The sequence below is a fragment of the Paenibacillus sacheonensis genome (assembly GCF_009909195.1).
GTDB lineage: Bacteria > Bacillota > Bacilli > Paenibacillales > Paenibacillaceae > Paenibacillus_Z > Paenibacillus_Z sacheonensis.
In genome coordinates this window covers 240101-265797 of record NZ_JAAAMU010000001.1, presented here as the reverse complement: position 1 = coordinate 265797, position 25697 = coordinate 240101, and the positions used below count along the sequence as shown (strand labels likewise).

Genomic DNA, 25697 nt, shown 5'->3' with positions numbered 1-25697 from the left:
TTGCAACTGCCAGAAGCCGGATTGCAGAAACGCCAGAAACATTAGAAACCGCAAGTCCCGAACGGCCGCCGGGCACCGCCCCACCTCCTGCCGTAATTCCAGCCGATCATTTATCCCTCCAAACGGTATGCCGGCTCGAATCCGAACGTCTCGCGCGCCTTCGCGGAAGAAATCAAGGCGTCCCGCCCATGGATCTCCGACGTCAGCGCCCGTAGATAGTCCGGACGAAGCGACCGAATTAGCTCCATCGTCGGCTCCGGACAGCTCGTATCGGACGCGTTAAGCGTGTATGCGCCGTAACCCGGCATTTCTGGTGCTTCCAGCGCTTGTCGTATTCCTTTGGCGATGTCGCGAACGTGAACCCAAGTAAACAGATCGTCGGACCATGCCGCCGTCGGCTGCAAGCCCTGATCCATTGCCCGATCGTAAACGTCGTCGCTCCAGACCCCTCCGAACCGAAGGGCAGTCGTCTGGATGCCGTAGGCTCGGTGAAAGGACGCGCACGTCAATTCGTTGACGAGCTTGCTGAGGCTGTACGGGTCCTGAGGCTCCGGCGGGAACGCCTCCGTCAGCGGCAGGTGGCTGTACCGTATCGGCTGCTCCCTGATCCGCCAGTAAAACGTGCCGAACGCGTTGATGCTCGATGCGGCGACGAACCTCGATACGCCGCCGAGTCGAGCGGCATCGAGCAAAACGTAGGTGCCGCCGGCGTTATAATGAAACGTCTCGCGCCCATGTTCCGGCAACCCCGATGGGATGCCCGCCAGATGCACGATAGCCTCCGATTGCTCCGCGATGCGCCGCATCGCCGCCTGGTCCATGATATCTGCCAGCTCGAAAGGCCACTCCGTCGCAAACGGCGCGCTGACCCTCCCGCCAGGCACGAACATCGTTGCCTCTTCCGGCCGGGTCCGGTCCACGAGCAGCAGCTCGTGTCCGCGCTGCTCCAGCTCGCTAATCAATGTTCTGCCGATAAACCCGCAAGCTCCCGTAATCGTCACTCTCATTGTTCAAGGCTCCAATCGATAAGTATTCCTAGAAAGGGTTCCTTCTTGTCCAGCAGCATCCGGTAAAATCCTGGCGCTTCCGCCGCCGTCCCCCGATGCGTAACGAGCGGTGCCAGCCTCATGCTTCCTTCCGTCAACAGCGACAACGCAGCCTCGTTTCTCTCCCTCGTCCAGTCGGACACGAAATGGCAGGTCAGTCCGCATGCCTGCAGCAGCGACATATCGGCCCAAGCATCGCCGATCGCGTGCCCGCAATAGACGATCTGCCCAGCTCCCTGTTCAAGCAGCGGGACGTATTCCAGCTGGAGCTCTCGCTGCTGCAGCGTGTCAAGCACCGCCGTCGCATGCCGTCCTCCCGTTATCTCTTTCACCTGCCCGCTCAGATCCCCGGCCGAGGAATCGATGACATGATCGGCGCTGTATATCGCTCCCAGCTCAAGCCGCTCTCGTCTCCTGCCGACCAATATCGTCTTGGCTCCTCTGGCCCTCGCTGCTTGCGCGGCGCATTGCCCGATGAGTCCGTCGCCGTAGACGACGATCCAATCGTCGCCGCCAAGCGAAACGCGGGAAGCCGCATTGTACCCGACCTGCGCCACGACGATTCCGGCTGCGTCTTCGTTGCTTAAGCTGTCCGCCACGGGATAAATCTCGCTGCGGCTCGTATTGGCCAGCGCCAGGTGGGCGCCCCAGTACGGGATACTCCCGCCGGTCCAGCTGCCGCTCGTTGCGATGACCCGTTCGCCGATTCGCACGTCCCGCACGTTCGAACCCGTCTTCGTGACGATCCCTACCCGCTGGTATCCCGGGACGCAGGGATATGGCGTACCGGATGCCGAGAAGCGATCAGTCAGAATCCATCTCTCCGTGCCGGTGCTGATCAACGAAGCCGACGTGCGCACCTGCACTTCGTCCGGTCCCGGATCGCCGATTTCAATGCTCCCGAGTCTCGCGTCATGGCGTCCGTAAAACAACACCGCATCCGTTTTCGTTACGATCGCCCCCACCCTCTTCTGTCTAAATCTGTAAGTTCGCCCGTAATAAGTGTATAATAGAAAGCGGTTACAGTCGTTGCACCGGATGTTGCACTTATGCAACCATGAACGGTATTTTTCTGACATTCTTGCGCATTTTCCACGTATTGTATTGCACGTTATCTACTTCTGGCGGGAAAGGGGGGCGTTCATGAGAATTCGAATCTGCAAAGCGCTTACCATCAGCGACAGCGCCGCACCGGCGGGAGGCATTCATGCCGACAATCTGGAAATCTTGTACATTACCAAAGGCCGCGCGAGATTCCAGTGGGCCGGTCATTGTCTGGAACTTCATGCGCCGGCCGTTTTCCTCATCGCCCCTTCCACCCCGCATGTCCTCGAGAGTCTCGATCCGGAGATCGGCTGCATCTTCCTCGAGCTCAGCGAAGCCGACGACCCGTTCCTGACAACCGCCAACATCGACCGATGGAATCTGCTGCAGGCTGCCGCGATCGATGATGCCAGGGCACCGTTCGCCGGCGAGATCGAGCGGTCGCTTCAGTATGTTCATCGGCTGTTCCTCACGAGAGAAGTCCGTCCGAACGACGAGCTCGAACAGGTATGTCTGCTCGAGCTGAATAAGATTATCCGGTTAATCGCCCACATCCTGCGCTACTCCTCGCTCGAAGGCGGCCCGTGCGCGCGGTCGCAAAACAAATGGAGCCCCCAGGAAACCATCGACATCCTCATCGACTTCATGGAATGGCGATATAGCGACGATTTGACGCTCGACATGCTGGCCGAACTCGTCCATCTCAATCCTTCCTATTTGGTCCGCATCTTCAAGAAGCATACCGGCCGTACGCCTTTCGAGTATCTGCAGACGCTGCGGCTCAAAGCGGCCGTCAGTTACCTGCTGCGAAGCGAGCTGCCGCTGCGAGTCATCGCCGAGAAGACCGGCTTCAACAGCATCCATTATTTCTGCCGTCTGTTTCGCAAGACGTACGGGGACAGCCCTATCCGTTGGCGCGACAAGCAGGCCGAACTTGCAGCGGAGAACTAGGCGTGTCCGGGCCAAGGAAGATGCCCAACAAAAAAAAGGGTCCTGCGCCTCAAAAGACGCAAAACCCTTACTATTTCGGTTTCTTCCAAAACTCTTCCCGCCGGCTATCAGCCGAAACGGCCGGAGATATAATCGTCCGTCGCTTTCTGGGATGGATTCGTGAAGATTTTATCGGTCTTGTCGTACTCGACGACCTTGCCCATATAGAAGAAAGCCGTTTTGTCCGAGACGCGCGCTGCCTGATGCATGTTATGCGTCACGATGACGATGCTGTAATCCTGTTTGAGCTCCGCGATCAGCTCTTCGACCTTCGCCGTCGATACGGGATCGAGCGCCGACGCCGGTTCATCCATCAAGATGACCTTCGGCTTGACCGCGATGGAGCGAGCGATGCAGAGCCGCTGCTGCTGTCCGCCGGAAAGCGCCAGCGCCGAAGAATGCAGACGATCCTTCGTCTCTTCCCACAGCGCGGATTTCCGCAGGCATTCCTCCACGATCTCGTCGAGCTGCTTTTTCTTGCGCACGCCGTGGTAGCGCGGACCGAACGCGATATTCTCGTAGATCGATTTGTGAAACGGATTCGGGCGCTGCCATACCATGCCGATCTTCTGGCGAAGCAGGACGACGTCGACGCCGGGCTCGTTGATGTTCTCGCCGTCGATCCAAATCTCGCCTTTGGTACGAACGCCGCCAATCGTGTCGTTCATCCGGTTCAGGCTGCGCAGAAACGTGGATTTGCCGCAGCCGGAAGGCCCGATGAGCGCGGTTACCTCACGGGGCGAGAAAGCAAGCGATACGTTCTTGATGGCTTCCTTCTCCCCATAGAATACGCTGAGGTTGCTGGCTGATAGTCCTGTCTGTTGCATGCTTGTTCACCCTCCCCTTATTTGGTAGCCGTAAATTTGCGGTGTAAGTATCTGCCGAACCATCTTGCCGAGAAATTGAAGATCAGCACCATGATGATCAGTACCGCCGATGCGCCGGCTGCGATTTGGGTCGCGTCCGGTGCCAGGCCTTCGCTGTTGATCTTCCAGATATGAACCGCCAGCGTCTCGGCCGGGCGGAACGGATTAAGCGGAGAGAACGGGCTGAGCGGGTTCCAATTCGTAAAATCAAGCCTTGGCGAACTCATGCCTGCCGTGAACAGCAGCGCCGCCGCTTCGCCGAACACCCGGCCCGCGGCAAGAATGGTGCCCGTAACGATAGCCGGCATCGCGATCGGAAGCATGACCGAAGTGATCGTCTTCCAGCGGGAGAGTCCGAGCGCCAGGCTCGCTTCCTTCTGTTCGCGCGCTACGCCGTTCATGGCTTGCTCCGTAATCCGCACCATCAGGGGCAGATTGAATACCGTCAGCGCAAGCGCGCCGGAGAACAGCGAGAAGCCGAGTCCGAAAATATTGACGATGACGAGCAAGCCGAACAACCCGACGACGATCGAAGGGAAGGAGGACAGCACCTCGACGATCAAACGAATGGAATCCGTCACCCTGCCCGGCTTCGCGTATTGGCTCATGTAAATGCCGGCGCCAAGGCCGACCGGAATGGTTATGATCAGCGTAAGCACCAATAAGAACAAGGAATTGAACAATTGCGGTCCGATGCCCCCGCCCGCTTTGATCGTTTGCGGACCGGATGTTAAGAAATGAAAGCTGATGTTCGGCAATCCCCGGAAGAGAATATACCCAAGCAAGCCTGCCAGCAGGATAACGATGAGGCCGGATACGGCCACGATAACGGCTGTTGCGATGCGATCTGCGGTTTTGGCGCTCATCGGTTATTTCTCCTCTCGAGGAAGCGAACGATAAAGACGAAGATGAAAGTCATGGCAAGCAGAATCAGCGCAAGCGACCAAAGCGCATTGTTATGCGTGGAGCCCGTAATCGTGTTCCCCATGTCCAGCGTAATGACGCTTGTCAGCGTTGAAGCCGATTCGAACAAGGAATGCGGAATGTGCGGCGCGTTGCCGATGACCATTTGCACGGCCAGCGCTTCGCCGAACGCACGCGACATGCCGAGCACGACGCCCGTGAGCAGCGACGGGAGCGTAGTCGGAATGACGATGCGGTAGATCGTCTGCCAGCGGGTCGCGCCAAGGGCGAACGAGCCCTCCTTCAAGCCGCGCTGCAGGTTGGACAACGCATCGGTCGCGATCGTCGTAATCGTCGGCAGAATCATGAACGACAAGACGATCGCGCCCGCCGCGATGCCGATCCCCTGGCCCGGGAATACGGAACGCAGGAAGGGGACGACGATGCTCAGACCGACAAATCCGAATACGACGGACGGAATGCCTGCCAGCAGCTCGATAACCGGCTGAAGCACGCGCTTGCCAAGGCCAGGCATGATCTGCGTCATGAAGACGGCGGCGCAGACTCCGAGCGGTGCGGCGATGATAGCTGCCAGCAGCGAAGTGCTAAAGGAGCCGAAGATGAACGGCAGGGCGCCGTACAGCGGAATATCGCCTTCCGGATCCCATTTCAATCCGCTAAGCAGCCCGCTGAGGCTGACGCCATCCGTAATAAAGGTAGCCAAACCGTGGGAAGCTACGAAATAGACGATGGCGGCGATCGTGACGACAAGCACGGTGACGCACAAGGTCGTGAACACTTTCCCTACCCATTCTTCCATGACGTGAGGCTTGGCTATCGTGCGAGTCGTTCTTTGGTGTACGCGTGGTTGATCATTCACAGCGGGCTGCTCCATCGTTCATCTCTCCTTCAATCCTTCAATACATGCATGAACCTACTCTTGACAGTCAAGAAGAGGCGGAGTGCTCCACCTCTGATGACTGGTTCGTTATTCAATTGCTCGCTGCGATACTTATTTTACGATGGCGCCTGCAGCGTCGCGTTTTACTTTCATGTTGCCAACCGGAATGTAACCCAGTTCGGTAACGTCGCTCTTTTGAACTTCGTCGCTCACCATGTAATCCAGGAAAGCTTTCGTTGCTGCGTCAGGCTCGCCTTTCGTGTACATGTGCTCGTAAGCCCAGATTGGATAGTCGCCGGTCACGATGTTTTCTTCTTTTGGTTCTACGCCTTCGTATTTAACCGTTTTAACGGTGTCGTCCAGGTAGGAAAGCGCCAGGTAACCGATCGCTCCAGGCGTATCCGTTACATATTTCTTGACCGTGCCGGATGCGTCTTCTTGGATGGAGCCCGCTACGTCTTCGGATTTCGTGCCCAGTGCGTATTTTTCGAACGTTTTGCGCGTACCGGAGCTGCTTGGACGGTTGATGATCGTGATTTTCTCGTCTTGGCCGCCTACTTCTTTCCAGTTCTTTACTTTACCCGTGAAAATGTCGACTAGTTGTTGTTTCGTCAGGTTGTCGACCGTTACGCTTTTGTTCACGACAGCTGCCATGGCTACGACCGCAACTTGGTGGTCAACCAGTTCTTTCGCTTTATCCGCATCCGCGTCAACGAATTTCTCTTCCGCGAAGATGTCGGAGTTACCGATGTTCACTTGGCCGCCTTGCACTTGCGTCAGGCCGGTGCCGCTGCCGCCGCCTTGTACTTGAACCGTAACGCCGCTGTATTTAGCGTCTTCCATGAACTTCTTCGATACTTGCTCGACGAGCGGCTGCAGAGCCGTGGAACCCGCTGCCAGTACTTGTCCGCTCACTGTCTCCCCGCCAGCGTTTGCGTTGCCGCCCGCATTCGCGTTGCCGCCCGTGCTGGCATTCCCCGTGTTTTCCGTACCGCTATTTGCATTGCCGCCGTTATTGTCTTTGTTAGAGCCGCAAGCAGCAAGACCGATCGTCAACATCAGTGCCACAACAATGAATAGTGCTTTTCTCATTTCAGTTCGTTTCTCCTTCCGCTGTCCCCGCGGTTATTTGTTTTACAAGACCTATTGTATAGGCTGGTTATTAATTTGATATTTTCTTAGTGTTAACGGAATGCTAAAACTGCATAGAGATTATGAATAAATTATTGATATAATATAAAGGAATTGTATATTCTGGCCGTTTAGGAGCTTAACAATCATGAGTATATTAAGACTGCAGATCTTAGTGCTGCTGGATGAACTAAAAAAAGTGACCGCGGTCGCGGAAGAAATCGGCGTCAAGCAGCCTACCGTCAGCTTTCATATGAAAAAGCTCGAAGAGGAATGGGGCGTCCCGCTCTTCGAAATCAAGACGGGCAAAGTGCTGCTGACGGGTCCGGGCCGGATCCTGCTCCGGTATGCCGTCGAGATCGATCGGCTCTACAGGGAAGCGGAAGCGAGATTTCAATCCTACCGCGAGCATGGCAAGCATGGATTCATCGTCGGCTGCACGGATGCCGCTTCTTCGCTGCTGTTCGGTCTGGATTGGCGGACCAAGGAGACGGACGCCGTGCAAATGCGCTTGGAGCTTCGCACCGGCACCCATGACGACCTGCTGGAGCAGCTGCATGCCGGCGCGATCGATCTGCTCGTCAGCGGGAGCTTTCCCGAGCGCGCTTCAACGGGGCAGCTGCAGTTCCAAGAGCTCGCCCAGGAACGGCTGCTATTGTTCATGAACGACAGCCATCCCTTCGCGGGTACCGCTTCCATCGCGCCTTACAAGCTGGCCGGCCAGCGTTTCGTCGAACTTGCCGATAGCGCGCTTCGTGAAGCGCTTCGCGGCTGGGAGCTTCATGAGAAAGTATCGCTTCCGTTCGAATGGACGACCGATCGGATCGATCTCGTGCTCGGCGCGGCGACGGGCGGCGGCATGCTGGCCGTCCTTCCCGCTTCCGCCGCGGAACGGTGCGGCTCGCGCATGCTGCATGTTCCGCTGCCCGGGCAAGCGGTCTATCTGAAGATCACAGCCGCATGGCGGAGCGATTACTGGAATCCGTCCTTCGTGCAGCGGATCGTTGCGCTGCTGTCTAGGAGCCAGACTCCGGCATAATCGCGCGAGCGAGGGCGAATAATGAGAGAGCCGGCTGCGGCAGCCGGCTCTCGGTCGTTTTGTATAGGCCCTTGGCAAGTTGCGGGGCCGGTTCGGTCGGAAAAGCTGAAAAGCGTTCCGCGTCGATATGACTGGAAAAGCTGCTGTGCTGCAGCTTTTGGCGCGCTTCCGGGCTGGTTCGGTCGGAAAAGCTGCTGTGGTGCAGCTTTAGGCTCGCTTCCGAGCCGGTCCAGCCGGAAAAGCTGCTGTGGTGCAGCTTTTGGCGCGCTTCCCGGGCCAGTTCCCCGGAAAAGCTGCTGTGGTGCAGCTTTTGGCACATCCGGGCCGGTTCCCCCGGAAAAGCTGCTGTGGTGCAGCTTTTGGCGCGCTTCTGGGCCGATCCGGTCGGAAAAGCTGCTGTGCCGCAGCTTTTGGCGCTCCCGATGCCGCTGGTTGCGACAACACGCAAACAGCCGTTACAAATACTTGGCCGCTAACTCATTCACCCGATAGCCGGTAACATAAGCTTCTTTGGCCAGTGGCGTGAGCAGCCCTAGCCCGCTCAGTCGCGCCAGGGGACCGCGCGCGGCACGAAAGCCAAGATTAAACCGTTTCGAAACGTCGCGCGTTCGAATAGGAGCCGTCATTTTACAAGCCATGCGCAACACCTCTTTTTCAAGCGGTGACAATGCCTCTTCCGCCGGTTCTGTCATTCGCAGCACATGCGGCCCGATCGCGAGCTGAAGAAGCATTCGGCAGATTTCCGGTCGTTGCTGGACGTCGTCGAAGGAAAAACGAATCATCTTCCATCCCATCGCGGTTAAGTAGGTGTCACGATTGAGCGAGTAACTGAACCGTTCGCGGTCCATATCCTTCACGTGGCTCTGATAGCCGTCGCACTCAATGCCGAATTGCCCGGTCGGCGTCAGGAACGCGAAATCGAGAAATTGGGATTTGCGGTTCCAATCCATCACCTCGTATTCCGGGTGCAGACGCTCGAAACTCCCGAACAGCGGCCACCATACTTGCTCCAGCAGCAATTTTTCCGCATGGCGGTGACCGCGGATAAGACGGCCCCGCCGTTCGCCCGACCGTATTTCGACGTGACGTTCCATAAACTGTTCGTACGCTGCCTCGAATGTAAGATGTGCCATTTTCATTCCTCCTCGGATGTAGAAAATAAAAAAACGCCCTTCGCGCCGGAAACCGGCAAGGAAGGACGTTCTTCGTCTACTCTAAGTATAGCATGCTCTTGCGCCATGGGTAGAGCGGGAAGCATTGATTTTGACACGGTTATGAATTGGTTCTTCTTTAGCAATGATTTCGCAATGATTTGGTGTTGCATTCGTATTGCTTTGGTGTTTGGTGTTGCGTGTACGATGCTTTGATTGCGCCATTAGGAGTTCAAATCAGGTCGAACCCCCGTGACGAGGTAAACGACGGATTCCCCGATGTTCGTCGCATGATCGGCGAAGCGTTCGATATAACGGCCGACGAAGCTGAGCAGGTTCGCTTGGGAGATGGTCTTCGGATTCTCCATCATCAGCGTGAACAGCTCGCGGGTGATTTGAGAATACAACGCATCGACAAGATCGTCGTCTTTGGCCATCTTGTACGCCATGTTCACGTTCTCCTGCACGAACGACTGGATGGATTCATACGTCATCATTTGCACGATTTGCGACATGCGCGGCAGGTCGATCAGCGGCTTGATCAGCGACTGGCCTTCTAAGCGAATGACGACCTTGGCGACGTCAACGGCGAGATCGCCCATCCGCTCCAAGTCGCTGGCGATTTTGAACGCGACAAGAATGCGGCGCAAGTCCTTCGCGACCGGCTGCTGCGTAGCGATCAAGGTCGCGCCGAGCTCGGAAATCTTCTCCTCGATCTTGTTCAGTTCTTTATCTTCCTTCACGATGCGTCTTGCTTCTACGGCATCGATCGTTTCGAGCGCCGTCATAGCCTGCTCGATCGCCAATTCGACGCGTCGTCCCATTTCCACGATCAGCTCGTTCAGTTCTTCCAGTCCGTGATCGAACTCTTTCCGTCTTGTCATCATCGCTAGTCCGCTCTCCCTCTCCTTATGGTATCCGTTTAAGGCCATGCTGCGTTCTTCCCATTTACTTCAAACGCAACCCGTTGACCTTCATTAACCGAACCGCCCGCTGATATAATCCTCCGTACGTTGATCGCGCGGATTGGAGAACAGCTTCTCCGTGTCGGAAAACTCGACCACTTCCCCATTCAGGAAGAAGACGGTTTGGTTCGATACGCGTGCCGCCTGGTGCATGTTGTGCGTGACCATGACGATCGTGTATTTATCCTTCAGCTCCTGCGCCAGCTCCTCGATCTTGAGCGTCGAGATCGGATCGAGCGCGGATGTCGCTTCATCCATAAGCAGGACGTCGGGGTTAACCGCAATCGCGCGCGCGATGCACAGCCGCTGCTGCTGGCCGCCGGATAGGCTGAGCGCGGAACGTTTCAGATAATCCTTCACTTCATCCCACAAGACTGCGGAGCGAAGGCTTGTCTCGACGATCTCGTCCAGTTTCTGCTTGCTGCGGATGCCGTGCAGGCGAGGACCGTACGCCACGTTGTCGTAGATCGATTTCGGAAACGGATTCGGCTGCTGGAACACCATGCCGACTTTCTTGCGCAGCGTTTCCACGTCGACTTCCTTGGAGTAAATGTCCGCGCCGCCGATCGTGATCTTGCCTTCGATCCGCGTGTTCGGAATCATGTCGTTCATGCGGTTCAGCGTCCGCAGCAGCGTCGATTTGCCGCAGCCGGACGGACCGATGAAGGCCGTGATCGCTTTTTCCGGAATATCCATCGTGACGCTCTTGAGCGCTTGGAAGGAACCGTAGTACAAATTTAATTTATGAATGTCGATTAAGGTTTGCGAAGCGATGGATTGCATGGCGTTTTCCTCCGTATCGGGTGGATTACCGTCCTTGTTGAACGAAACGTCCAACTCGTCGAACTTATCATCCGTTTCACAGCTTTCGGCGAATCGCCGCCGGCAGCCGTTCTTCTCTCGTACACAACCAATAGTAGCTTCCAATTGTCAATCGAATATGTTTGTTTTGTAAACGGAATATTAAAATTAGCGATTTCCCTGCATGTCGCGCATCAGCGATTCCATGCTCTCGGTTACGCGCTGCGCTTGGTCATACGCATCGTCCGACAGCCTGCCGATCTCCGCCGCGCTGCCGCTGTTGTCGGCAGCCGCATGGAATAATTGCTGGAACACGTCGGCCGCTTCCCGGACATAGCCTTGACTGGCATTCGCTTCGGCACGGCCATGGCCGACCAGCTGCACCGTTTCCTTGACCGCGGCCAGGATCGATCCGATCAACCGGTTGATGTCGTCCGCGGACGACTTGGTCTGCGTCGCCAGCAGCCTGACCTCGCTTGCCACGACCGCGAATCCTTTGCCGTGCTCGCCGGCGCGCGCCGCCTCGATCGTCGCATTGACCGCCAGCAGGTTGCAGCGATCCGCCAGCTCGCGAATGAGCCGCGATACCGTTCCGATCGAGCCGGCCCGCTCCTGCAGCTCGCCGATCTGCTCCTCTTGGATGTTCGTGCGCTGCGACATGCTTTGAATCGCGGCGGATACTTTGTCCAGCTCGTTCTTCCCCTTGAGCGTCAGATCCAGCATCGTTTTCGACATCGCCTCGCCCTTGGCCGACGCTTCATGCACCTCGAGCACGGAACGGTCGATATCGGATATCATCGTCTTCGCGCCTTGTATCATCGCGAGTTGAGTTTGAACCGTTCGCTCCTGCAGCAGCCTGGACAGCTTGAGCAGGTCGGACATCGTCAGGATGCCGATGCATCGTCCGCCTTCCGTTACAACGACGCAGTCATAAAGCGTCCGGTCTTCCCGGCTCAGCGCGCGGTCGAGCAGTTCCTGAGGCGAGACATCGCATTCGACCGCGAGCGGCTGCTTGTCCATGAGCTTCGTGATGGATCGGCCGTAATAGATTTCTCTGCCGAAGCGGTGCGTCTGGATAATGGTGAGCCGGTTCTTCATGACGAGACCGAGCGGGCGTTCCTGCCCGTCGCAGACGACGACGCATTCGTTGTCCGGCGCCGAAGCAAACAGTCCGATGATTTCCTCGCACGTCTGGGATGCCGCGATAAACGGCGTTTTGCGAATGAACGAGATGACGAGCCCAGGCTCAGTCATCCTTGCAGCCGGCTCCGTCAACCCCCCGGTAACAACCTCTCTCGATTCCCCTACAGCAACGCTCACGCCCCGCACTCCCTCTCTTAAGCAATGATCTTGCTTAACTATAGGACTTGAGGATTATCGCTGCTGTCGGAAAATGTTAGACGAGTGTTAAATTTAAGGTCATTTGTCGCATATTGCCTGGTTTACCGCATTTTGCGCGCATTCAGCCACATCGGTACCCGGAAGACGATATTGATCATCAGCACGATGAAGACCAGCACGGCCGCCGACTTCTCCGCGATAAGCCGCGCATCGGGAACGATGGCCTCGGATTGCACGTACCAGAGATGCACGGCCAGCGTCGCGCCCGGGTCAAGCGGATTGAAATCCCACATGACGCCCGAGGACGTTACCCCGCCGGTCAGAATGATGACGGCGCTCTCTCCGAATGCCCGTCCTGCCACCAAGCAGATCCCCGTTATAATGCCGTTTAAGGCCACAGGGATCAAGACGCGCCGGATCGTCTGCAGATGCGTGCTGCCGAGGGCGAACGAAGCCTGTTTCATTTCCTGCGGAACCGAACGGATCGCTTCTTCCGTCACGCGGGTCAGGACCGGGAGGTTCAAGAACGCCAAGCTGATCGCCGCGCCGATGACCGTAAGCCCGAGATCGAGCGATTCGACGAATAAGACGATCCCGAACAAGCCGAAAATAATGGACGGCACGGAAGCGAGGCCTTCGACGCAAATCCGGATAAAAGCGATGAATTTGTTCGCCGGCGCGAATTCGGCCAAGTAAATGCCCGAGGCCATGCCGAGCGGAATCGAGATGATCAGCGAGATAAACAGGACGTAGAACGAGTTGAACAGGACGGGGCCGATGCCGCCTCCTTCCTCGATCTCGCTCGGTTCGCCGTATAGAAACCCCCAATCGAGCTGAGGAAGCCCTTTTTGGAGAATCGTGTAGAGCAGGGCGATGATAAAGAGGATCGTGCATATGCCGATGAGCCAGACGATGCCCGTGAACAGCTTGTTCGTCAGCTGATTCATGCTTCTGCGCGCAGCGAACGGATGGCTGCCCGAGATTGCGTTTGCCGATGGTTTCCCCGTACTCATGATTTCACTCCTCTTCCTTGGATCGCCCGCACGACAACGATCATGATCAGCGAGATGACGAGCAGGATGAAGCCCATCATGTACAAGGCATAGTTCCAAGCGGAATCGAACGGCACGTTCGGAATTTGCATGACGATATTGCTCGTCAATACGGACGTCGGTTTGAACAGCGCATCCGCCAGCTGCGGCGTATTGCCGATGACCATAACGACCGCCATCGTTTCGCCGAGGGCGCGGGCCATGCCGAGAATAACGGCGTACATAATCCCGCTTTTGGCTGCCGGAATGACGACGCGCACGACCGTCTGGAAGCGAGTCGAGCCCAGCGCGTAAGAGGCGTCGCGGAATTTCTTCGGTACGGCCACGATCGAGTCATCCGTAATGCGGCTGATCGTCGGCAGCACCATAATGGTCAACACGATTGCAGCAGCTAATATGCCATCGCCCAGGGTGGTTCCCGTAACCGAACGCAGCATCGGAATCAGCACCGTCATGCCAAGGAAGCCATAGACGACGGAAGGAATGCCGACGAGCAGGTCAAGAACGGGACGCAGCGCGTTTTTCAGCCAAGCGGGCGTCATTTCCGATAGGAAAATTGCAATGATCAAGGACAAAGGCACCGAAATGACCATCGTGAGCAACGTGAGGGCAATCGTGCCGAAAATAAAGATGAACGCGCCGTACTGTTCGTTCTCCGGCACCCATTCGGTCGAGAAAAAGAAGGTCTTCAAGGACACGGTCTCGAACGTCAATATCCCGGTCCGTCCCATCAGCAACAAGATGGAGAACAAAATCAAACAAACGAATACCGCGCTGGCGATGCAGACGATCTTGAACGTGCGGTTGTAGAACGACAGCCGCGCTCTGCGACTGAATGCTTTGCCGGACGAACCCTCCAAGCTCCGGCCAAGTTCTTCGCCTGAGTAAACGGTGCCGAGATTCGGCACTTCCATCATACTCATATCTATCTCTTCTCCTCTCCGTTCATAAAGAAAAAGCCAGCTTCCCGCCCAGTTAAGCTGAAGCTGGCTTCCCTTGTTCCCAAGCCTTACTTGAATGAGGCCTTCGGTCGTTACTGCTTATTTTTTCATTGCCGCGAGCGGGATGAATTTCAATTTTTTCAGGGAACCGTTTTGGAATTTCGAGCTTTGCACGTAGTCGATGAACGCTTTAACGGCGCCGGTCGGTTGACCTTTTGTCATGTAGTAGCCGTACGACCATACTTTGTACGTGCCGTTGATGACGTTAGCTTCCGTCGGAGCGACGTTGTTGATGCTGACGGCTTTCATTTTGCTGCCCGATACGTAGACAAGGTCGATGTAGCCGATTGCGCCCGGCGTCGTTTCGATCGCCGTTTTCATGTCGCCGCTCGATTTGACTTCTTTGTAGTTGTCGCCCTTCGTCATGAAGTCCGTGCCGTTCAATGCTTTCAGCTGGAAGTTGACGCGCGTGCCGGATCCGAATGCGCGGTTGACGACGACGATTTTCGCGTCTTTGCCGCCGACGTCTTTCCAGTTCGTGATTTTGCCGGAGAAGATGCCTTGAAGGTCGCTCGTCGACAGGCTGCTTACGCCCACGCTGCCGTTCGTTACGGCCGCGAAAGGAATGACGGCCACTTTGTTAGCTACTTGACCCGAGAAAGCCGCGAAGCCTGGTACGGAAGTCGAAGCATCCCAGTCGCACGCGCCGATATCGGCGATGCCTTTGCGCACGGATTGCGGGCCCGTTACGGAGCCGGCAGCGGATGCGGAAATTTTAACTTTCGGATTCAGCTTCTTGAATTCGTTGGAAGCTTGCAGCGTCAGCGGGAGCAGTGCCGAAGATCCGTTGATCACGATGCGGCCGCTCAGCTTGCTCGACGCGCTGACAGCGGATACGCTGCCGAATGTAAGGGAAAGTGCCATAACTGCCAGACCAAGATTTCTAAACCATTTCGTTTTCATAGATCGTTAGATCTCCTCTCGTCTTGTCGAATCGAATGTATTATTTCGTTACTTTCATCAGGGAACCGCCGTCTACCACATAAGTCATATCGTCGATCACGACGGCTGCCGGCGCGCCCGGAGCCGCCACGACTTCGCTGACATTGCCGTCAAGGTTGGCGATCAGCTTGGATGTACCGGATACCGCATCGACTTCGTACAGGGCCGTTTGCTCGCCTGCATCGGTCAAGGCATAGATCTTGTCGCCCGCGAATGCCGCTTGCAGCACGTCTTTATCGCCGATCAGCTTCGTGACCGTTTTGTCTTGCGCTACCGCAACCAGGGAAGAAGGCTGGCCGTCAACGGCGCTGATGTAGTAGGCTTTGCTGCCGTCGGCCGCTGCGCCGACGAAGATCTTGTCGTCGGTCGAAGACGTCAATTTCGTACCGGCCGCCGCGTCTTTTACCGAAGCGTCGAAGAAGTAGATTTGCGGCTCGGTGCCCGTCGTATCGATGGCTACGTCGTCCACGTCAACCGGTTTGTTGGCATCAGCCGTAACCGCGCCCGGCTTCGATACGACATAGAAGAATTTCGTGCCGTCCGTCGAAACGCTCAGGTTGGATTTGTAATCAACCTTGTCGCTCAGTACTTGCGTCAGCTTGCCGTCGGCGACGTTCAGCTTCTGGATGACCGTTCCTTTGTCGCTTTGCAGGAAGTAGATCGCGCTGCCGTCCGCGGACCAGACCAGCTCGGGCTTGATCGAATTGTCTGCCGTTACGGTTTGGCTGTTGAAGCTCTTGCTCGTCAGGTCGATCACGTAGACTGCGCCGTCGTCGTCCGTGTAAGCGGCTTTCTTGCCGTCCGGCGATACGGACAGCTCGGAAGCGGAGTCGGAGCTCAACACTTTCGTAAATGCGCTTGTTTTCGCGTCGACGATGTAATCCGTGCGGCCTTCGTCGGACAGCGTAGAAGCAAGCAGTTGGCCGGCGTTGATCCAGCTGATCGTGTCCGCATGGATGCGCTCGACGGAATCGATCCATGCTTTGCCCGCATCGTCCATCGCGCCGTCTACGCCGAAGGCCCCTACGAAGTCTTCGATCGAGATATAATAAGAACCATTAACACTTACTACCGCTTGCTGCAGGTCTACTTGCTCGCCGTCTACCATGGCTGCCGCCGAACCGGCATGAAGTTCGACGGAATGACCTTGGATGTACGCCGTAACGCCGGATTTCACGTTGACGACGAACAAGGCGCCGGTCGCGGAACCGATGTCGCGCAGCGATACCAGCGTCGTTCCGTTTGCTTGAATCGAGCGAACCTGGATGGAAGAATCGTTGACCATCACGTTAAACGGTGCCGTTGCGGTCGTTTGCTGCGGCGTTGCGGCGGATGCGACGCCGATGACGGACGTGCTGAGCGCAGCTGCAAGAGCGGAAATCATAAGCGTTTTTTTCATGGACATTTGACTGTGATCACCCTTCTGAAATGGTTTGGTTGTCTGCGTCGTTTATATGTACAAGACCGATTATAGGGAAGCTTTGTTAAGCGGTCGTTAATCATTTACCAGGTATTGTTAAGTGGCCGTTAATCTATTATGTAGAAATTATTAACAATTAGTAGCAGGGGCGCAGAAATTCGGTACGAAAGTCTAAATTCCGACCCCCTCAAACGACAATCTGCCATAATAATCAGCCGGATGCGGTACATTCAGCTCATGCAAGAACACAAAAAAAGCCCGGTGCCAAGCACGAAGCTTGGGTCACCGGACTTAGATGGAGCACTCGAGGCACCTCCAGAAAGATGCTCGTAAACGTGCCCCGATATTAATGGGAAGACGGCGAGTATTCCGACGCATGTTCCATGTCGCTGAGCTTCTTGCGTCCCATGAAGAGGGCGAAGAAGAGCGCCAACGCGGACGGAATGATCGCCCATGCGAACGTGTGCGTGATCGAATAGGACAGGCCGTTCGTAATCTTGTCGAGAATCTCCGCCGGAATGTGTTTTCTGAGCTCCGGTGCCAGGATCGCGCGCGGATCGCTCAAGTTCACGCCCTGCGGAAGCTGGCTTTTCTCGTCCGCTGTAAACAGCGTCCCGAATTTGTTCATCATCGTATGGCTTTGAATAATGCCGAAAACCGTAATGCCGATCGTCATGCCAAGCGAACGCAGGAAGTTCAGCGTCGCGCTTGCCGTTCCCCTCTCCTGCGGAGAGAACGAGAAGATGGCGGCATTGCTGAGCACGGAGAAGGACGCCCCGATGCCAAGACCGATCAGAACCATGAAGATCACGACGGTATAACGATGCGATTCCACGCCCAGCGTCGTCAGCAGAATATTGCCGACCGTCAGCAAGGCCAATGTCGGAACCATCAGCGAACGGAATGACGACTTCATCATCAACGCGCCGCCCATGGTCGCCGTCACGACGGACCCGACCATCATCGGCAAGAGCACGAGACCGGAGTCCGTGGATTTGCCGCCGAATACGCCTTGAATATAGATCGGAATGTAAACCGAAGCCGTTACGAAAGCGGCACCGCTGAACATCGCGATCGCGTTGCTGGTCCAATACAGCCGATTGCGGAACATGCTGAACTTGATGATCGGCTCGTTAACGATCCGCTCGATCATGATAAAGGCGATGACGAGCACCGCGAACCCGCCGAACAAGCTCAAGATGACGCCGGAATCCCAAGCGTAATCCTTGCCGCCCAGCTCCAGCGCGAACATCAGGCAGACTACGGCGCCGACGAGCGTAACCGCGCCGCCCCAGTCGATGCGCTGCTTGCTGTGCTCCACCGATTCTTTATAGAAGAAAGCGATCATAACGAATGCGATCAGGCCAAGAGGCAGGTTGATGTAGAAAATCCATTCCCATTGGATGTAATCCGTAATATACGAGCCGAGCAGCGGTCCGAAGATGCTCGATAAGCCGAATACGGCGCCGAACAGGCCGCCCAGCTTGCCGCGGCTCTCGGCGGGCACGGCATCGAACATAATAGTGAAGGCGATCGGCACGAGCGCGCCGCCCCCGATTCCTTGCACCACGCGATAGATGCTGAGCTCCACGATGGAGTTTGCCGTACCGCAAAGGATCGATCCCAGCATAAACATTAATAGACCGAATATAAAAAACTTCTTGCGTCCGTACATATCGGACAGCTTGCCGAAGATCGGCATGCCCGCCATCTCGGCGACCATGTAGGCCGACGTGACCCATACGAATTTGTCCAGGCCCCCCAGCTCCCCGACGATCGTGCCCATCGCGGTCGCGACGATCGTGTTGTCCATGGAAGCCATCAGAATGCCAAGCAGCAGGCCGGCGACGACGACGCCGACTTTGTTACGTTGTGCGCTCATGCTTTGTTATTCCCTCCTGTACCTTTCTCCATTACCGAATGACAAAATTGCGGATCTGCTGTGAACTGCGTTGCTGTGTTGCTGAATTACAGTGCTCTACGCTGAGTTACAGTGTTTCGAGTTGCTGCGTGACGATTGGCTGAGCTGCCGAAATCACCTGCGAATGCCATTTGCCGAGTTAACGAAGCAGTTCTTCATCCGGAGGCACCGTCATATGCCAGACCGTCTCCCCGTCCGATTGCTCCGTCAAACTGCCATTCTTGATGTCGTCCTTGAACGTCAGCAGCCATCCCAGCTCCGCATGCAGCTGATGGACAATATACTCCGCCTCGATCACGAAGATTCGCGACAATCCTTGCCCGCGTGCCAAGTCGATGCCGGCTTGCCGCTCCGCGATCGACTTGCGGATGAATCCGATCCGCCGCTCGAGCAATTCGTACGTCTCGACGGGCGAGATATGCCCGATGAACGCCAAGGCCGCCGGAAAATGAGCATATTCCTTGACCGGCTCGTAAATCAGCTCGCGAAGCCAGTCGACGAACCCCGATTTCCCCGCTTCCGTCGGCGCGTAAATCGTTCGCTCCGGATGTCTCCCTTCCCGCTGCGTCTCAAGCTCCACGATCCATCCCTGCTTCAGCAAGGCCTCCACGACGGAATACAGAGAGCCGTTGTTCAGCTTGATGACGTCCGGAATGCCGCGCTGCTTCATCGTTGCGGATATCTCATACGGATGCATCGGTTTCTCGTTGAGCAGCGATAAGACGGCAAGAGCCAGCATATTGTTTATTCTTCGATTGGCCATGAGTCTTGATCTCCTTCGAAACGATGTGGCATCGTATAGTCTGTTTCGACTATACGAGATGGAATGATGACTGTCAACGGTCCTGGGATGTAAATGATAGGAAAAATATTTGTCCTCGGATGTTGCATGATTTTGGAACATTACCATGGCAGCTTGAAGTCAATAACCCGGATAAACTTTGAAAAACAATAAAAAACGGGACTGCGCAGCATAAAAGCTCTGCTCATCCCGTTACGAATCCATACCCGAATAATCCGGCCGCAGCTACTCAGCCGGCAGCTTATAGAACGCAGCCGCATTGCCGCCGTATATCGCCGACAGCTGCTGCTCGGACAATCCTTCCGGAAGCGCCGTCTCCAGCACGGCGCGGACGTCCATATAGCTGCCTGCCAGGAGACAGACCGGCCAGTCGCTGCCGAACATGACCCGCTCGGTGCCGAAGCATTCCACGACGTGGCGCACGTACGCGGTAAATTGCTCCGGTTCCCAGGACTCGTGGTCGGCTTCCGTCAGCATGCCGGACAACTTGCAATACAGTCCGGGATGGCTCGCGGCAAGCGCCTTGATCTGGCTCGCCCACGGCTCGAAGACGCCTAGTCCGATCTGCGGCTTGCCGATATGGTCGATCACGGCATGCAGGTTCGGAATCTGCTTCAGCAGCTGAATGGTCTCCGGCAGCTGCTTGGAGTGCATGAGCAGATCGACCGGCAGGCCGATCTCGGCGAGGTAACGCAGCGCTTCCAAGCTCTCCGGCTCGAGCACCTCGGCGGCATCCTTCATTTCTTGGATCATGATCCGAATGCCGACGAATTTGGGATTGGCGCGGAATTTCTCCAGTACCGCCTTCCAATCGGGATCATGAAAATCAAGCCAACCGACGACGCCCGCGATCGAAACCGCGTTGTCCGCGAGCTGCAGCATATAGTCGGTTTCCGCATGGGTAGCAGCCGCCTGCACGACGATCGTCTGCCGAACGCCCGCGCGTTCCAGATCCGGCTCTAGATCCTGCGGGCCATAATCCCGATACAGCACGGGTCCGCCCTCCGGCGTCAGCCAGCCGTAGTCTCCCCGGTCTAGCTTCCAATAATGCTGATGGGCATCGATTGTTCGACTCATTCAGAACACCTCTTCGAATTCATAATAGGAATAGCGAATTATAAACGCCGAAACGCCCGCCGCCATTGTTCGCCAATGAACGGCGGGCGTCTGCCTTCTCGCTTAAGCCGGATCCTTGACGAAACGGTTCGTCAGCTTGCCGAGCTTCTCGATTTCGATCGTCACTTCGTCGCCCGGCTTCAGGTACACCTGTTGATCCTCCGGCAATCCCAATACGACGCCCTCCGGCGTGCCTGTCAGGATCACGTCGCCCGGTACGAGCGTCATGTGCTGCGAGATATAGCTCACGATCTCGTCGCAGCGGAAAATCATATCCGACGTATTGGAGTTTTGGCGCGTCTCGCCGTTCACGATGGCCTTGATGGCCAGATCGTTCGGGTTGCCGACTTCGTCCGCGGTCACGAGATAAGGTCCGAGCGGGCTGAAATCGTCGCAGGATTTGCCGAGCAGCCATTGCTGCGTGCGCAGCTGCAGGTCGCGCGCGGACAAATCGTTCACCGCGCAATAACCGAATACGTGGCCGAGCGCATCTTCCTTGGACACGTACTTCGCCGTTTTGCCGATGACGATGACGAGCTCGGCTTCATAGTCCAGCTTCTGCGTCACTTTCGGGACGGCGATCTCCTTCAGATGACCCGTCAGCGTGTTGTTGAATTTGTTGAACAGAATCGGGAATTGCGGGATCGGCGCATTCGTCTCTTCCGCATGCTTGCGATAGTTCAGTCCGACGCAGATGATTTTGTTCGGCGCCGTTACGCAGGGTCCCCATTCGATCGTTTCTTCGCTCACGACGTAGGTTTCATTGCCCGTTGCGGGGAGCGAAGCGATAAAACCGCGAAGCGAAGCGAGGGCTTGCTCTCCGCCTTCGATTACCGCCATGACATCGGACGGCACCTCCGCGCTTGCGCGGGAAGCCTCGGCCGCCAGCGCCTGCTCGACATCGATAACGCCGTTCTCCGTTACGACGCCAAGCGCGTTCCGGCCTTGTTTGGATATGCTGATCAATTTCATTCGTAGTTCCTCCTTATAGATGAAAAAATAAGTGCATCCAGCTGCAATCCATTCGTTATGCGTTCTTCCCGAATACGACGCCGCCGTCCACGTAAAGCGGTGCGCCCATGACGAACGACGACTCGTCGGAGGCCAGGAACAAGGCTGCCTTCGCGACGTCTTCCGGCAAGCCGAGATCTCCGCTCAGCTGGCGCTTCTGCAGCCCGGCGATCGCTTCTTCCTTGTTGCTGTAAGACTCCTTCAGGTATTTCTCCACGAACGGGGTCATGATCGTACCCGGAAGAAGCGCGTTGACGCGAATCTTGTACGGCGCGTAATCGACTTGCATCGATTTGGTCAGCGCAAGCACGGCACCTTTCGTCGCGGCGTACGAAGCCCGGTTGGCAAGACCGATCTCGGCGATGCATGATGACATGTTGATAATGGAGCCCTTGCCGGCTTTCATCATATGCGGAATCACGTATTTGCTCGGAATGAACACGCCTCGGATATTCACGTTGATGACGCGGTCCCATGTTTCCGGTTCGATCTCATGCAGCACGCCTACGCCGCTGATGCCGGCATTGTTGAACAGCACGTCGATGACGCCGTATTTCGCGATGATCTGGTCGACCATGGCGGATACGTCCGCCGGATCCGTCACGTCGGCGCGGATGAAGATCGCTTCGCCGCCGGCCGCCTCGATTTCCTTCACCGTGTCCGTGCCTTGCTGCTCGGACAGATCGTTGATGATCAGCTTCGCGCCTTCGCTTGCGAACAGCAGCGCCGTCGCTTTGCCGATCCCTGAACCCGAACCCGTAATAAGAATGACTTTGTCTTGCAACCGCATTGTCTTCATCTCCTCTTCCGATTATGAACGCTGTGCGGAGAGCCGCCTTGCCAGCGCGAGCATCTCCGTTCTTGCCTCTGTGCTTTTCGCTTCCCATTGATGCAGCAGCATGGAGCAGCTGACCGCGGCTGCCCCCTGCCCTTCCCCGCCGTGAATCACGGCCGCTACGCAGCGGAACCCCATGACGGACTCCTGGTCGTCCTCGGCATACCCTTGCTCCCGAATCTCGCGCAACTGCTCGAACAACGCTTCGCGCGTAGCGATCGTATGCGGCGTCAATGGCGTCAACGCTTGCTCGGGATACAGACGGTTCAGTTCGTCGTCCGTCAGCTGCGCGAGCATTGATTTGCCGAGAGCGGTCGCATGCGCGGGCAGCAGCATCCCCGGCTCCGATTGAAGCCGAACCGGGGACACCGCCTCCAGTTTGCCTAAGTAACGAACTTGATTGCCCTCCAGCTTAGCCAGCTGAATGGTTTCCTGCAGCCGATCGCGGGCAACCGACGCCTCGGTCTGAAACGAGCGGCTGAGATCGTAGCTCTTCGCATACGACGATCCGTACGCCGCGAAAGCGTGGCCGAGCGAATACGTATCGCCTTCCTCGCGTCTTACCCACTGGAGCGTTTCCATCGTGTTCAGCAGCGAAAACATCGAGCTTTTGTTGATATCCAGCCGCTTGGACAGCTCGGTCAGCTTATGCTTGGCCGGTTCTTCGGCGAGAACCGCAAGCACTTTATCGGCTTTCTCCAGCGCGGGGACCCAGTATTTACGCTCCTCTGACACTCCATCGCCTCGCCTCGAAAATGTCGGTATGTAGTTTTATATACAAAACCAACTTCTGTATAGTAAACCTTCTGTTCTTACTATAGCGCGCCTCCCGCACTATTTCAACATGAAAATAAAGCGTTCTCCTTTCATTCGTTTCCTTCGTACCGAGTAGTTGTGACACCGGCCTTTGCACGGTTTGGAGCTTGTCTTTGTTGCGGCCCGGGCGCAGATCATGGTTGCTTCCATGCCGGCCTTCTTGCCATAATAGAGCCAAAGCCAGCGGATCGTTATCGCATTTGCCGCTCGCAGCATGCCGGGAAGGAAGTGCAGCCTCATGAGTCTCGAACACCATTGGCCTTATGTGCATACCGTGGGCGACATTATCGCGAGCAAAGGCTCGAAACTGGGAATTCGCGAGATCGAGGATTACGAGCTCGTTTATTTTCCGGAAGGTACCGGCACCGTCTACGAATGGGGCGGCGTACCGCATGTGCTCGACTCGCCGTGCTTCGTATTCACGCGACCGCGGGAAAGCCATCAATATTTGTTCGACCGGGAACGCAATACCCGCCATCTGTTCGTGCATTTCGATTATGAGCCGCTGCGCCGCCGCGACGAACGTTTCGCCGCGATGCTGCAGCAGGGCTTTCATATTATCCCTGCCCGCCACAGCAGCCTGGTCGCGGCGATGATGCAGCAGATCATCGTCGTCGCGGGCTATCAATCGCATCATTGGAAGCAGCGGTTATCCTCGCTCGTGGCCGCTGCCATGGAGGAGCTCGCCGCTTACGCCGACAATACGCCGGAATTCGCTTCCGAGAGTTATCCCGTCCAAGTGTCGCGCGGCATTACTTATATCGAAGAACATTTGACGGAACCGATTACGATCGAGCAGGTCGCCCGGCATGCAGGCTGGTCGCATGAGCATTTCACCAGGATGTTCGTCGCCGCGGTCGGCATGTCCCCCAAACGCCTGCTGCTGGAACGCAGGCTGCGCCTTGCCGAGGAATTCATGCTTCTGGGCAGTCAATCGGTGAAGCAGATCGCTTACCAATGCGGCTTCGGGGATGAACATCATTTCTCAAAAATATACAAGCGAATTCGAGGCATCACCGCAACCGAATATTTAGAGCGCTGCAAAGAACCGATATTCCGCCATGCGGCCGTTGAAGTGGACCCCGGAAGAACGTTTGCGAATCGGCATATCCTTGTTAACGCCCCTATCAAATAAAGACATCGTTTATCGCCTTTCTTCCATTGAAACCGCTCCCTCGAATGAGGCAATATAGAAGCATGATCACACTTCATTTGGAGGCTCGATAACCATGGCAACCTATTATACGCCTAAGTCCCGCTCGCACGAAGACCGCTATCTGGTCAGCGTCGAGGACTACGTGCACTATCAGCGCAACGGCTACCTGATCGTAAGAGGATTATTGTCAAAAGAAGACATCGCCGAGCTGTTTGCTCTCGCGGAAGAGACGCGGCTGAAGGCCGAAAGTCTCGTGCAGTCTTACGTACCCGGCTCTTCCGATCCGCTGAAGGAAGAATTCAAAGCGGCGACGCGCGTTCATATGCTGTCCCGAGTAGAGGCGGCCGCCGAACGCGGCATGCTGCATCCCCGCATCCTTGACGTTACGGAAGCGCTCATCGGACCGGACGTCTACGCCGTGCAATCGATGATGTTCCTCAACCCGCCGGGCCGCGGCGGCCAAGGCTGGCATCAGGATTCCTGCTATATCAAGACGCATCCGGATACGCTGGTCGGAGCATGGATCGCGCTGGAGGAAGCGGACGAAGAGAACGGCTGTCTGTGGGTTGCTCCGGGTTCCAACCATGAACCCGTCTACCCGCCCAAGGAAATCGGCGGCGGCAACGTTCATGCGCTGGATGCGTTCTCCGATCTGGACGGCGTCCAGAATGTCAGCCATCTCGACGACGAAGTGAATACGCTGTCGCGCGTCGTGGCCAAATATCCGCCGCCGATCTCGGTACCGCTCCAGCCCGGCGACGTGCTGTTCTTCCACTCGCATCTCTTCCATCGTTCTTATCCGAATAAGACGACGGACCGTTACCGCCGCTCGTACGTCTGCCATTATTGCAACGCGCGTTCTTGGGTGCCTTGGGACCATGACGGCTACGAAGGCGATTCCGGCAACTACCGCCAAATCCTCGCAAGAGGCCGCACGCACCTGCCTTATTCCGAGCCCGCATTCGGAACGGAAGTCTATTTATATGAAGGCGCCGAAAGCGACGGCAGCGTCAGCATGATGGGCATGGACAACGGAATGATGATGCCGGTCGTCCAGAAGAAATAAGTCCGTCGCCTATTTTATGAGCTACACTTCGATACTTTAATTCGCATTACGCCTACAAGCGCATGTGCATGCATCTTGATTGCTTTCATAACGGGCCGCTCCCTCCTCGGAAGCGGCCTTTTTTATGTTCAACTATTTTCATGATGAGGTGTTGACATTGCGAAGTGGATCGCGTATATTTATCTTAAAGTTAAGATTTCAAATTTCGAAGTTGTTGCCGACAAATGAAAACAATGCTTCTGGCGAATCGATTACGGAGGTGCGGGATCATGTAGAACTTGCAGGATCAGAGGAGAAATACAAGCGTAAGGAATTTATTTTTTAGCAAGTATCTTAATTTTAAGATTATTAAAAACAAGCTAATTTATTGGAGGATGATTG

Annotated in this window: 25 protein-coding genes; 4 read left to right on the top strand and 21 right to left on the bottom strand. The window is 56.2% G+C overall.

All coding sequences use genetic code 11. The annotated features are described in order from the left end of the window. Positions 1–110 precede the first annotated feature (110 nt). Entirely contained in the window at positions 111–1007 is an 897-nt protein-coding gene (locus GT003_RS01010; RefSeq protein ID WP_161693502.1) for an NAD-dependent epimerase/dehydratase family protein, read from the bottom strand. Next, positions 1004–2011, bottom strand: a complete 1008-nt coding sequence (locus GT003_RS01005) for a zinc-binding dehydrogenase (protein ID WP_161693500.1) — start codon at positions 2009–2011, stop codon at positions 1004–1006. The genes GT003_RS01010 and GT003_RS01005 overlap by 4 nt, the downstream gene beginning before the upstream one ends. A 178-nt stretch (positions 2012–2189) precedes the next feature. Between GT003_RS01005 and GT003_RS01000 the strand changes: the two genes are divergently transcribed. Next, positions 2190–3041: an AraC family transcriptional regulator gene (locus GT003_RS01000; protein WP_161693498.1), complete on the top strand. Its 852-nt coding sequence runs from the start codon at positions 2190–2192 to the stop codon at positions 3039–3041. Between the two features lie 107 nt (positions 3042–3148). On the opposite strand, the gene pstB (GT003_RS00995) is transcribed toward GT003_RS01000, so the two are convergent. The 4 genes from pstB (GT003_RS00995) to GT003_RS00980 all read right to left on the bottom strand — a co-directional run bounded on the left by pstB (GT003_RS00995) (position 3149) and on the right by GT003_RS00980 (position 6842). Beyond that, positions 3149–3907, bottom strand: a complete 759-nt coding sequence (pstB, locus tag GT003_RS00995) for a phosphate ABC transporter ATP-binding protein PstB (protein ID WP_161693496.1) — start codon at positions 3905–3907, stop codon at positions 3149–3151. A 17-nt stretch (positions 3908–3924) separates the two neighbouring features. Beyond that, the gene (gene pstA, locus GT003_RS00990) at positions 3925–4812 is read right to left on the bottom strand and encodes a phosphate ABC transporter permease PstA (protein WP_161693494.1); all 888 of its coding nucleotides are present in this window, start codon (positions 4810–4812) and stop codon (positions 3925–3927) included. Further along, on the bottom strand, positions 4809–5669 hold the full coding sequence (gene pstC / locus GT003_RS00985; RefSeq protein WP_420831415.1) for a phosphate ABC transporter permease subunit PstC: 861 nt from the start codon (positions 5667–5669) through the stop codon (positions 4809–4811). Before pstC (GT003_RS00985) ends, pstA (GT003_RS00990) begins: the two co-directional genes overlap by 4 nt. Before the next feature lie 192 nt (positions 5670–5861). After that, complete coding sequence (locus GT003_RS00980; RefSeq protein ID WP_161693490.1) at positions 5862–6842, bottom strand: phosphate ABC transporter substrate-binding protein; 981 nt, start codon at positions 6840–6842, stop codon at positions 5862–5864. A 187-nt stretch (positions 6843–7029) separates the two neighbouring features. Here GT003_RS00980 and GT003_RS00975 point away from each other — a divergent pair, with 187 nt between their 5' ends. Next, positions 7030–7920 (top strand): LysR family transcriptional regulator, encoded by an 891-nt coding sequence (locus GT003_RS00975; protein WP_161693488.1) that lies wholly within the window; start codon positions 7030–7032, stop codon positions 7918–7920. Here the strand turns inward: GT003_RS00975 and GT003_RS00970 are convergent. The 15 genes from GT003_RS00970 to GT003_RS00900 all read right to left on the bottom strand — a co-directional run bounded on the left by GT003_RS00970 (position 7898) and on the right by GT003_RS00900 (position 23013). Further along, positions 7898–8239 carry a hypothetical protein gene (locus GT003_RS00970; protein WP_161693486.1) on the bottom strand — a complete coding sequence of 114 codons (342 nt, stop codon included), beginning with the start codon at positions 8237–8239 and terminating at the stop codon, positions 7898–7900. The genes GT003_RS00975 and GT003_RS00970 overlap by 23 nt on opposite strands. Before the next feature lie 136 nt (positions 8240–8375). Further along, on the bottom strand, positions 8376–9053 hold the full coding sequence (locus GT003_RS00965; RefSeq protein WP_161693484.1) for a DUF559 domain-containing protein: 678 nt from the start codon (positions 9051–9053) through the stop codon (positions 8376–8378). Between the two features lie 242 nt (positions 9054–9295). Further along, a complete protein-coding gene (gene phoU, locus GT003_RS00960; RefSeq protein WP_161694259.1) occupies positions 9296–9955 on the bottom strand; it encodes a phosphate signaling complex protein PhoU in 660 nt (219 codons plus the stop codon). Between the two features lie 93 nt (positions 9956–10048). After that, a complete protein-coding gene (pstB, locus tag GT003_RS00955; protein WP_161693482.1) occupies positions 10049–10819 on the bottom strand; it encodes a phosphate ABC transporter ATP-binding protein PstB in 771 nt (256 codons plus the stop codon). 186 nt (positions 10820–11005) lie between these two features. Further along, positions 11006–12091, bottom strand: coding sequence for a methyl-accepting chemotaxis protein (locus GT003_RS00950; RefSeq protein WP_161693479.1), 1086 nt, complete (start codon positions 12089–12091; stop codon positions 11006–11008). 188 nt (positions 12092–12279) lie between these two features. Further along, positions 12280–13191 carry a phosphate ABC transporter permease PstA gene (gene pstA / locus GT003_RS00945; RefSeq protein WP_161693470.1) on the bottom strand — a complete coding sequence of 304 codons (912 nt, stop codon included), beginning with the start codon at positions 13189–13191 and terminating at the stop codon, positions 12280–12282. Then, on the bottom strand, positions 13188–14153 hold the full coding sequence (gene pstC, locus GT003_RS00940) for a phosphate ABC transporter permease subunit PstC (protein WP_239565659.1): 966 nt from the start codon (positions 14151–14153) through the stop codon (positions 13188–13190). The genes pstA (GT003_RS00945) and pstC (GT003_RS00940) overlap by 4 nt, the downstream gene beginning before the upstream one ends. Before the next feature lie 117 nt (positions 14154–14270). Next, a complete protein-coding gene (locus GT003_RS00935) occupies positions 14271–15134 on the bottom strand; it encodes a phosphate ABC transporter substrate-binding protein (RefSeq protein ID WP_161693468.1) in 864 nt (287 codons plus the stop codon). A 40-nt stretch (positions 15135–15174) separates the two neighbouring features. After that, positions 15175–16578: a stalk domain-containing protein gene (locus GT003_RS00930; RefSeq protein WP_161693466.1), complete on the bottom strand. Its 1404-nt coding sequence runs from the start codon at positions 16576–16578 to the stop codon at positions 15175–15177. Between the two features lie 361 nt (positions 16579–16939). Continuing rightward, positions 16940–18475: an MDR family MFS transporter gene (locus GT003_RS00925; RefSeq protein WP_161693464.1), complete on the bottom strand. Its 1536-nt coding sequence runs from the start codon at positions 18473–18475 to the stop codon at positions 16940–16942. Between the two features lie 178 nt (positions 18476–18653). Next, entirely contained in the window at positions 18654–19277 is a 624-nt protein-coding gene (locus tag GT003_RS00920) for a PadR family transcriptional regulator (protein ID WP_161693462.1), read from the bottom strand. Between the two features lie 264 nt (positions 19278–19541). Beyond that, positions 19542–20393 (bottom strand): amidohydrolase family protein, encoded by an 852-nt coding sequence (locus GT003_RS00915; protein ID WP_161693460.1) that lies wholly within the window; start codon positions 20391–20393, stop codon positions 19542–19544. A 102-nt stretch (positions 20394–20495) separates the two neighbouring features. Further along, the gene (locus tag GT003_RS00910; protein WP_161693458.1) at positions 20496–21404 is read right to left on the bottom strand and encodes a fumarylacetoacetate hydrolase family protein; all 909 of its coding nucleotides are present in this window, start codon (positions 21402–21404) and stop codon (positions 20496–20498) included. 55 nt (positions 21405–21459) lie between these two features. After that, positions 21460–22233 carry an SDR family NAD(P)-dependent oxidoreductase gene (locus tag GT003_RS00905; protein WP_161693456.1) on the bottom strand — a complete coding sequence of 258 codons (774 nt, stop codon included), beginning with the start codon at positions 22231–22233 and terminating at the stop codon, positions 21460–21462. 21 nt (positions 22234–22254) lie between these two features. Continuing rightward, the gene (locus GT003_RS00900) at positions 22255–23013 is read right to left on the bottom strand and encodes an IclR family transcriptional regulator domain-containing protein (protein ID WP_161693454.1); all 759 of its coding nucleotides are present in this window, start codon (positions 23011–23013) and stop codon (positions 22255–22257) included. 319 nt (positions 23014–23332) lie between these two features. Here GT003_RS00900 and GT003_RS00895 point away from each other — a divergent pair, with 319 nt between their 5' ends. After that, a complete protein-coding gene (locus tag GT003_RS00895; RefSeq protein ID WP_161693452.1) occupies positions 23333–24229 on the top strand; it encodes an AraC family transcriptional regulator in 897 nt (298 codons plus the stop codon). Positions 24230–24323: 94 nt separating this feature from the next. Continuing rightward, positions 24324–25316: a phytanoyl-CoA dioxygenase family protein gene (locus tag GT003_RS00890; protein ID WP_161693450.1), complete on the top strand. Its 993-nt coding sequence runs from the start codon at positions 24324–24326 to the stop codon at positions 25314–25316. Positions 25317–25697 lie beyond the last annotated feature (381 nt).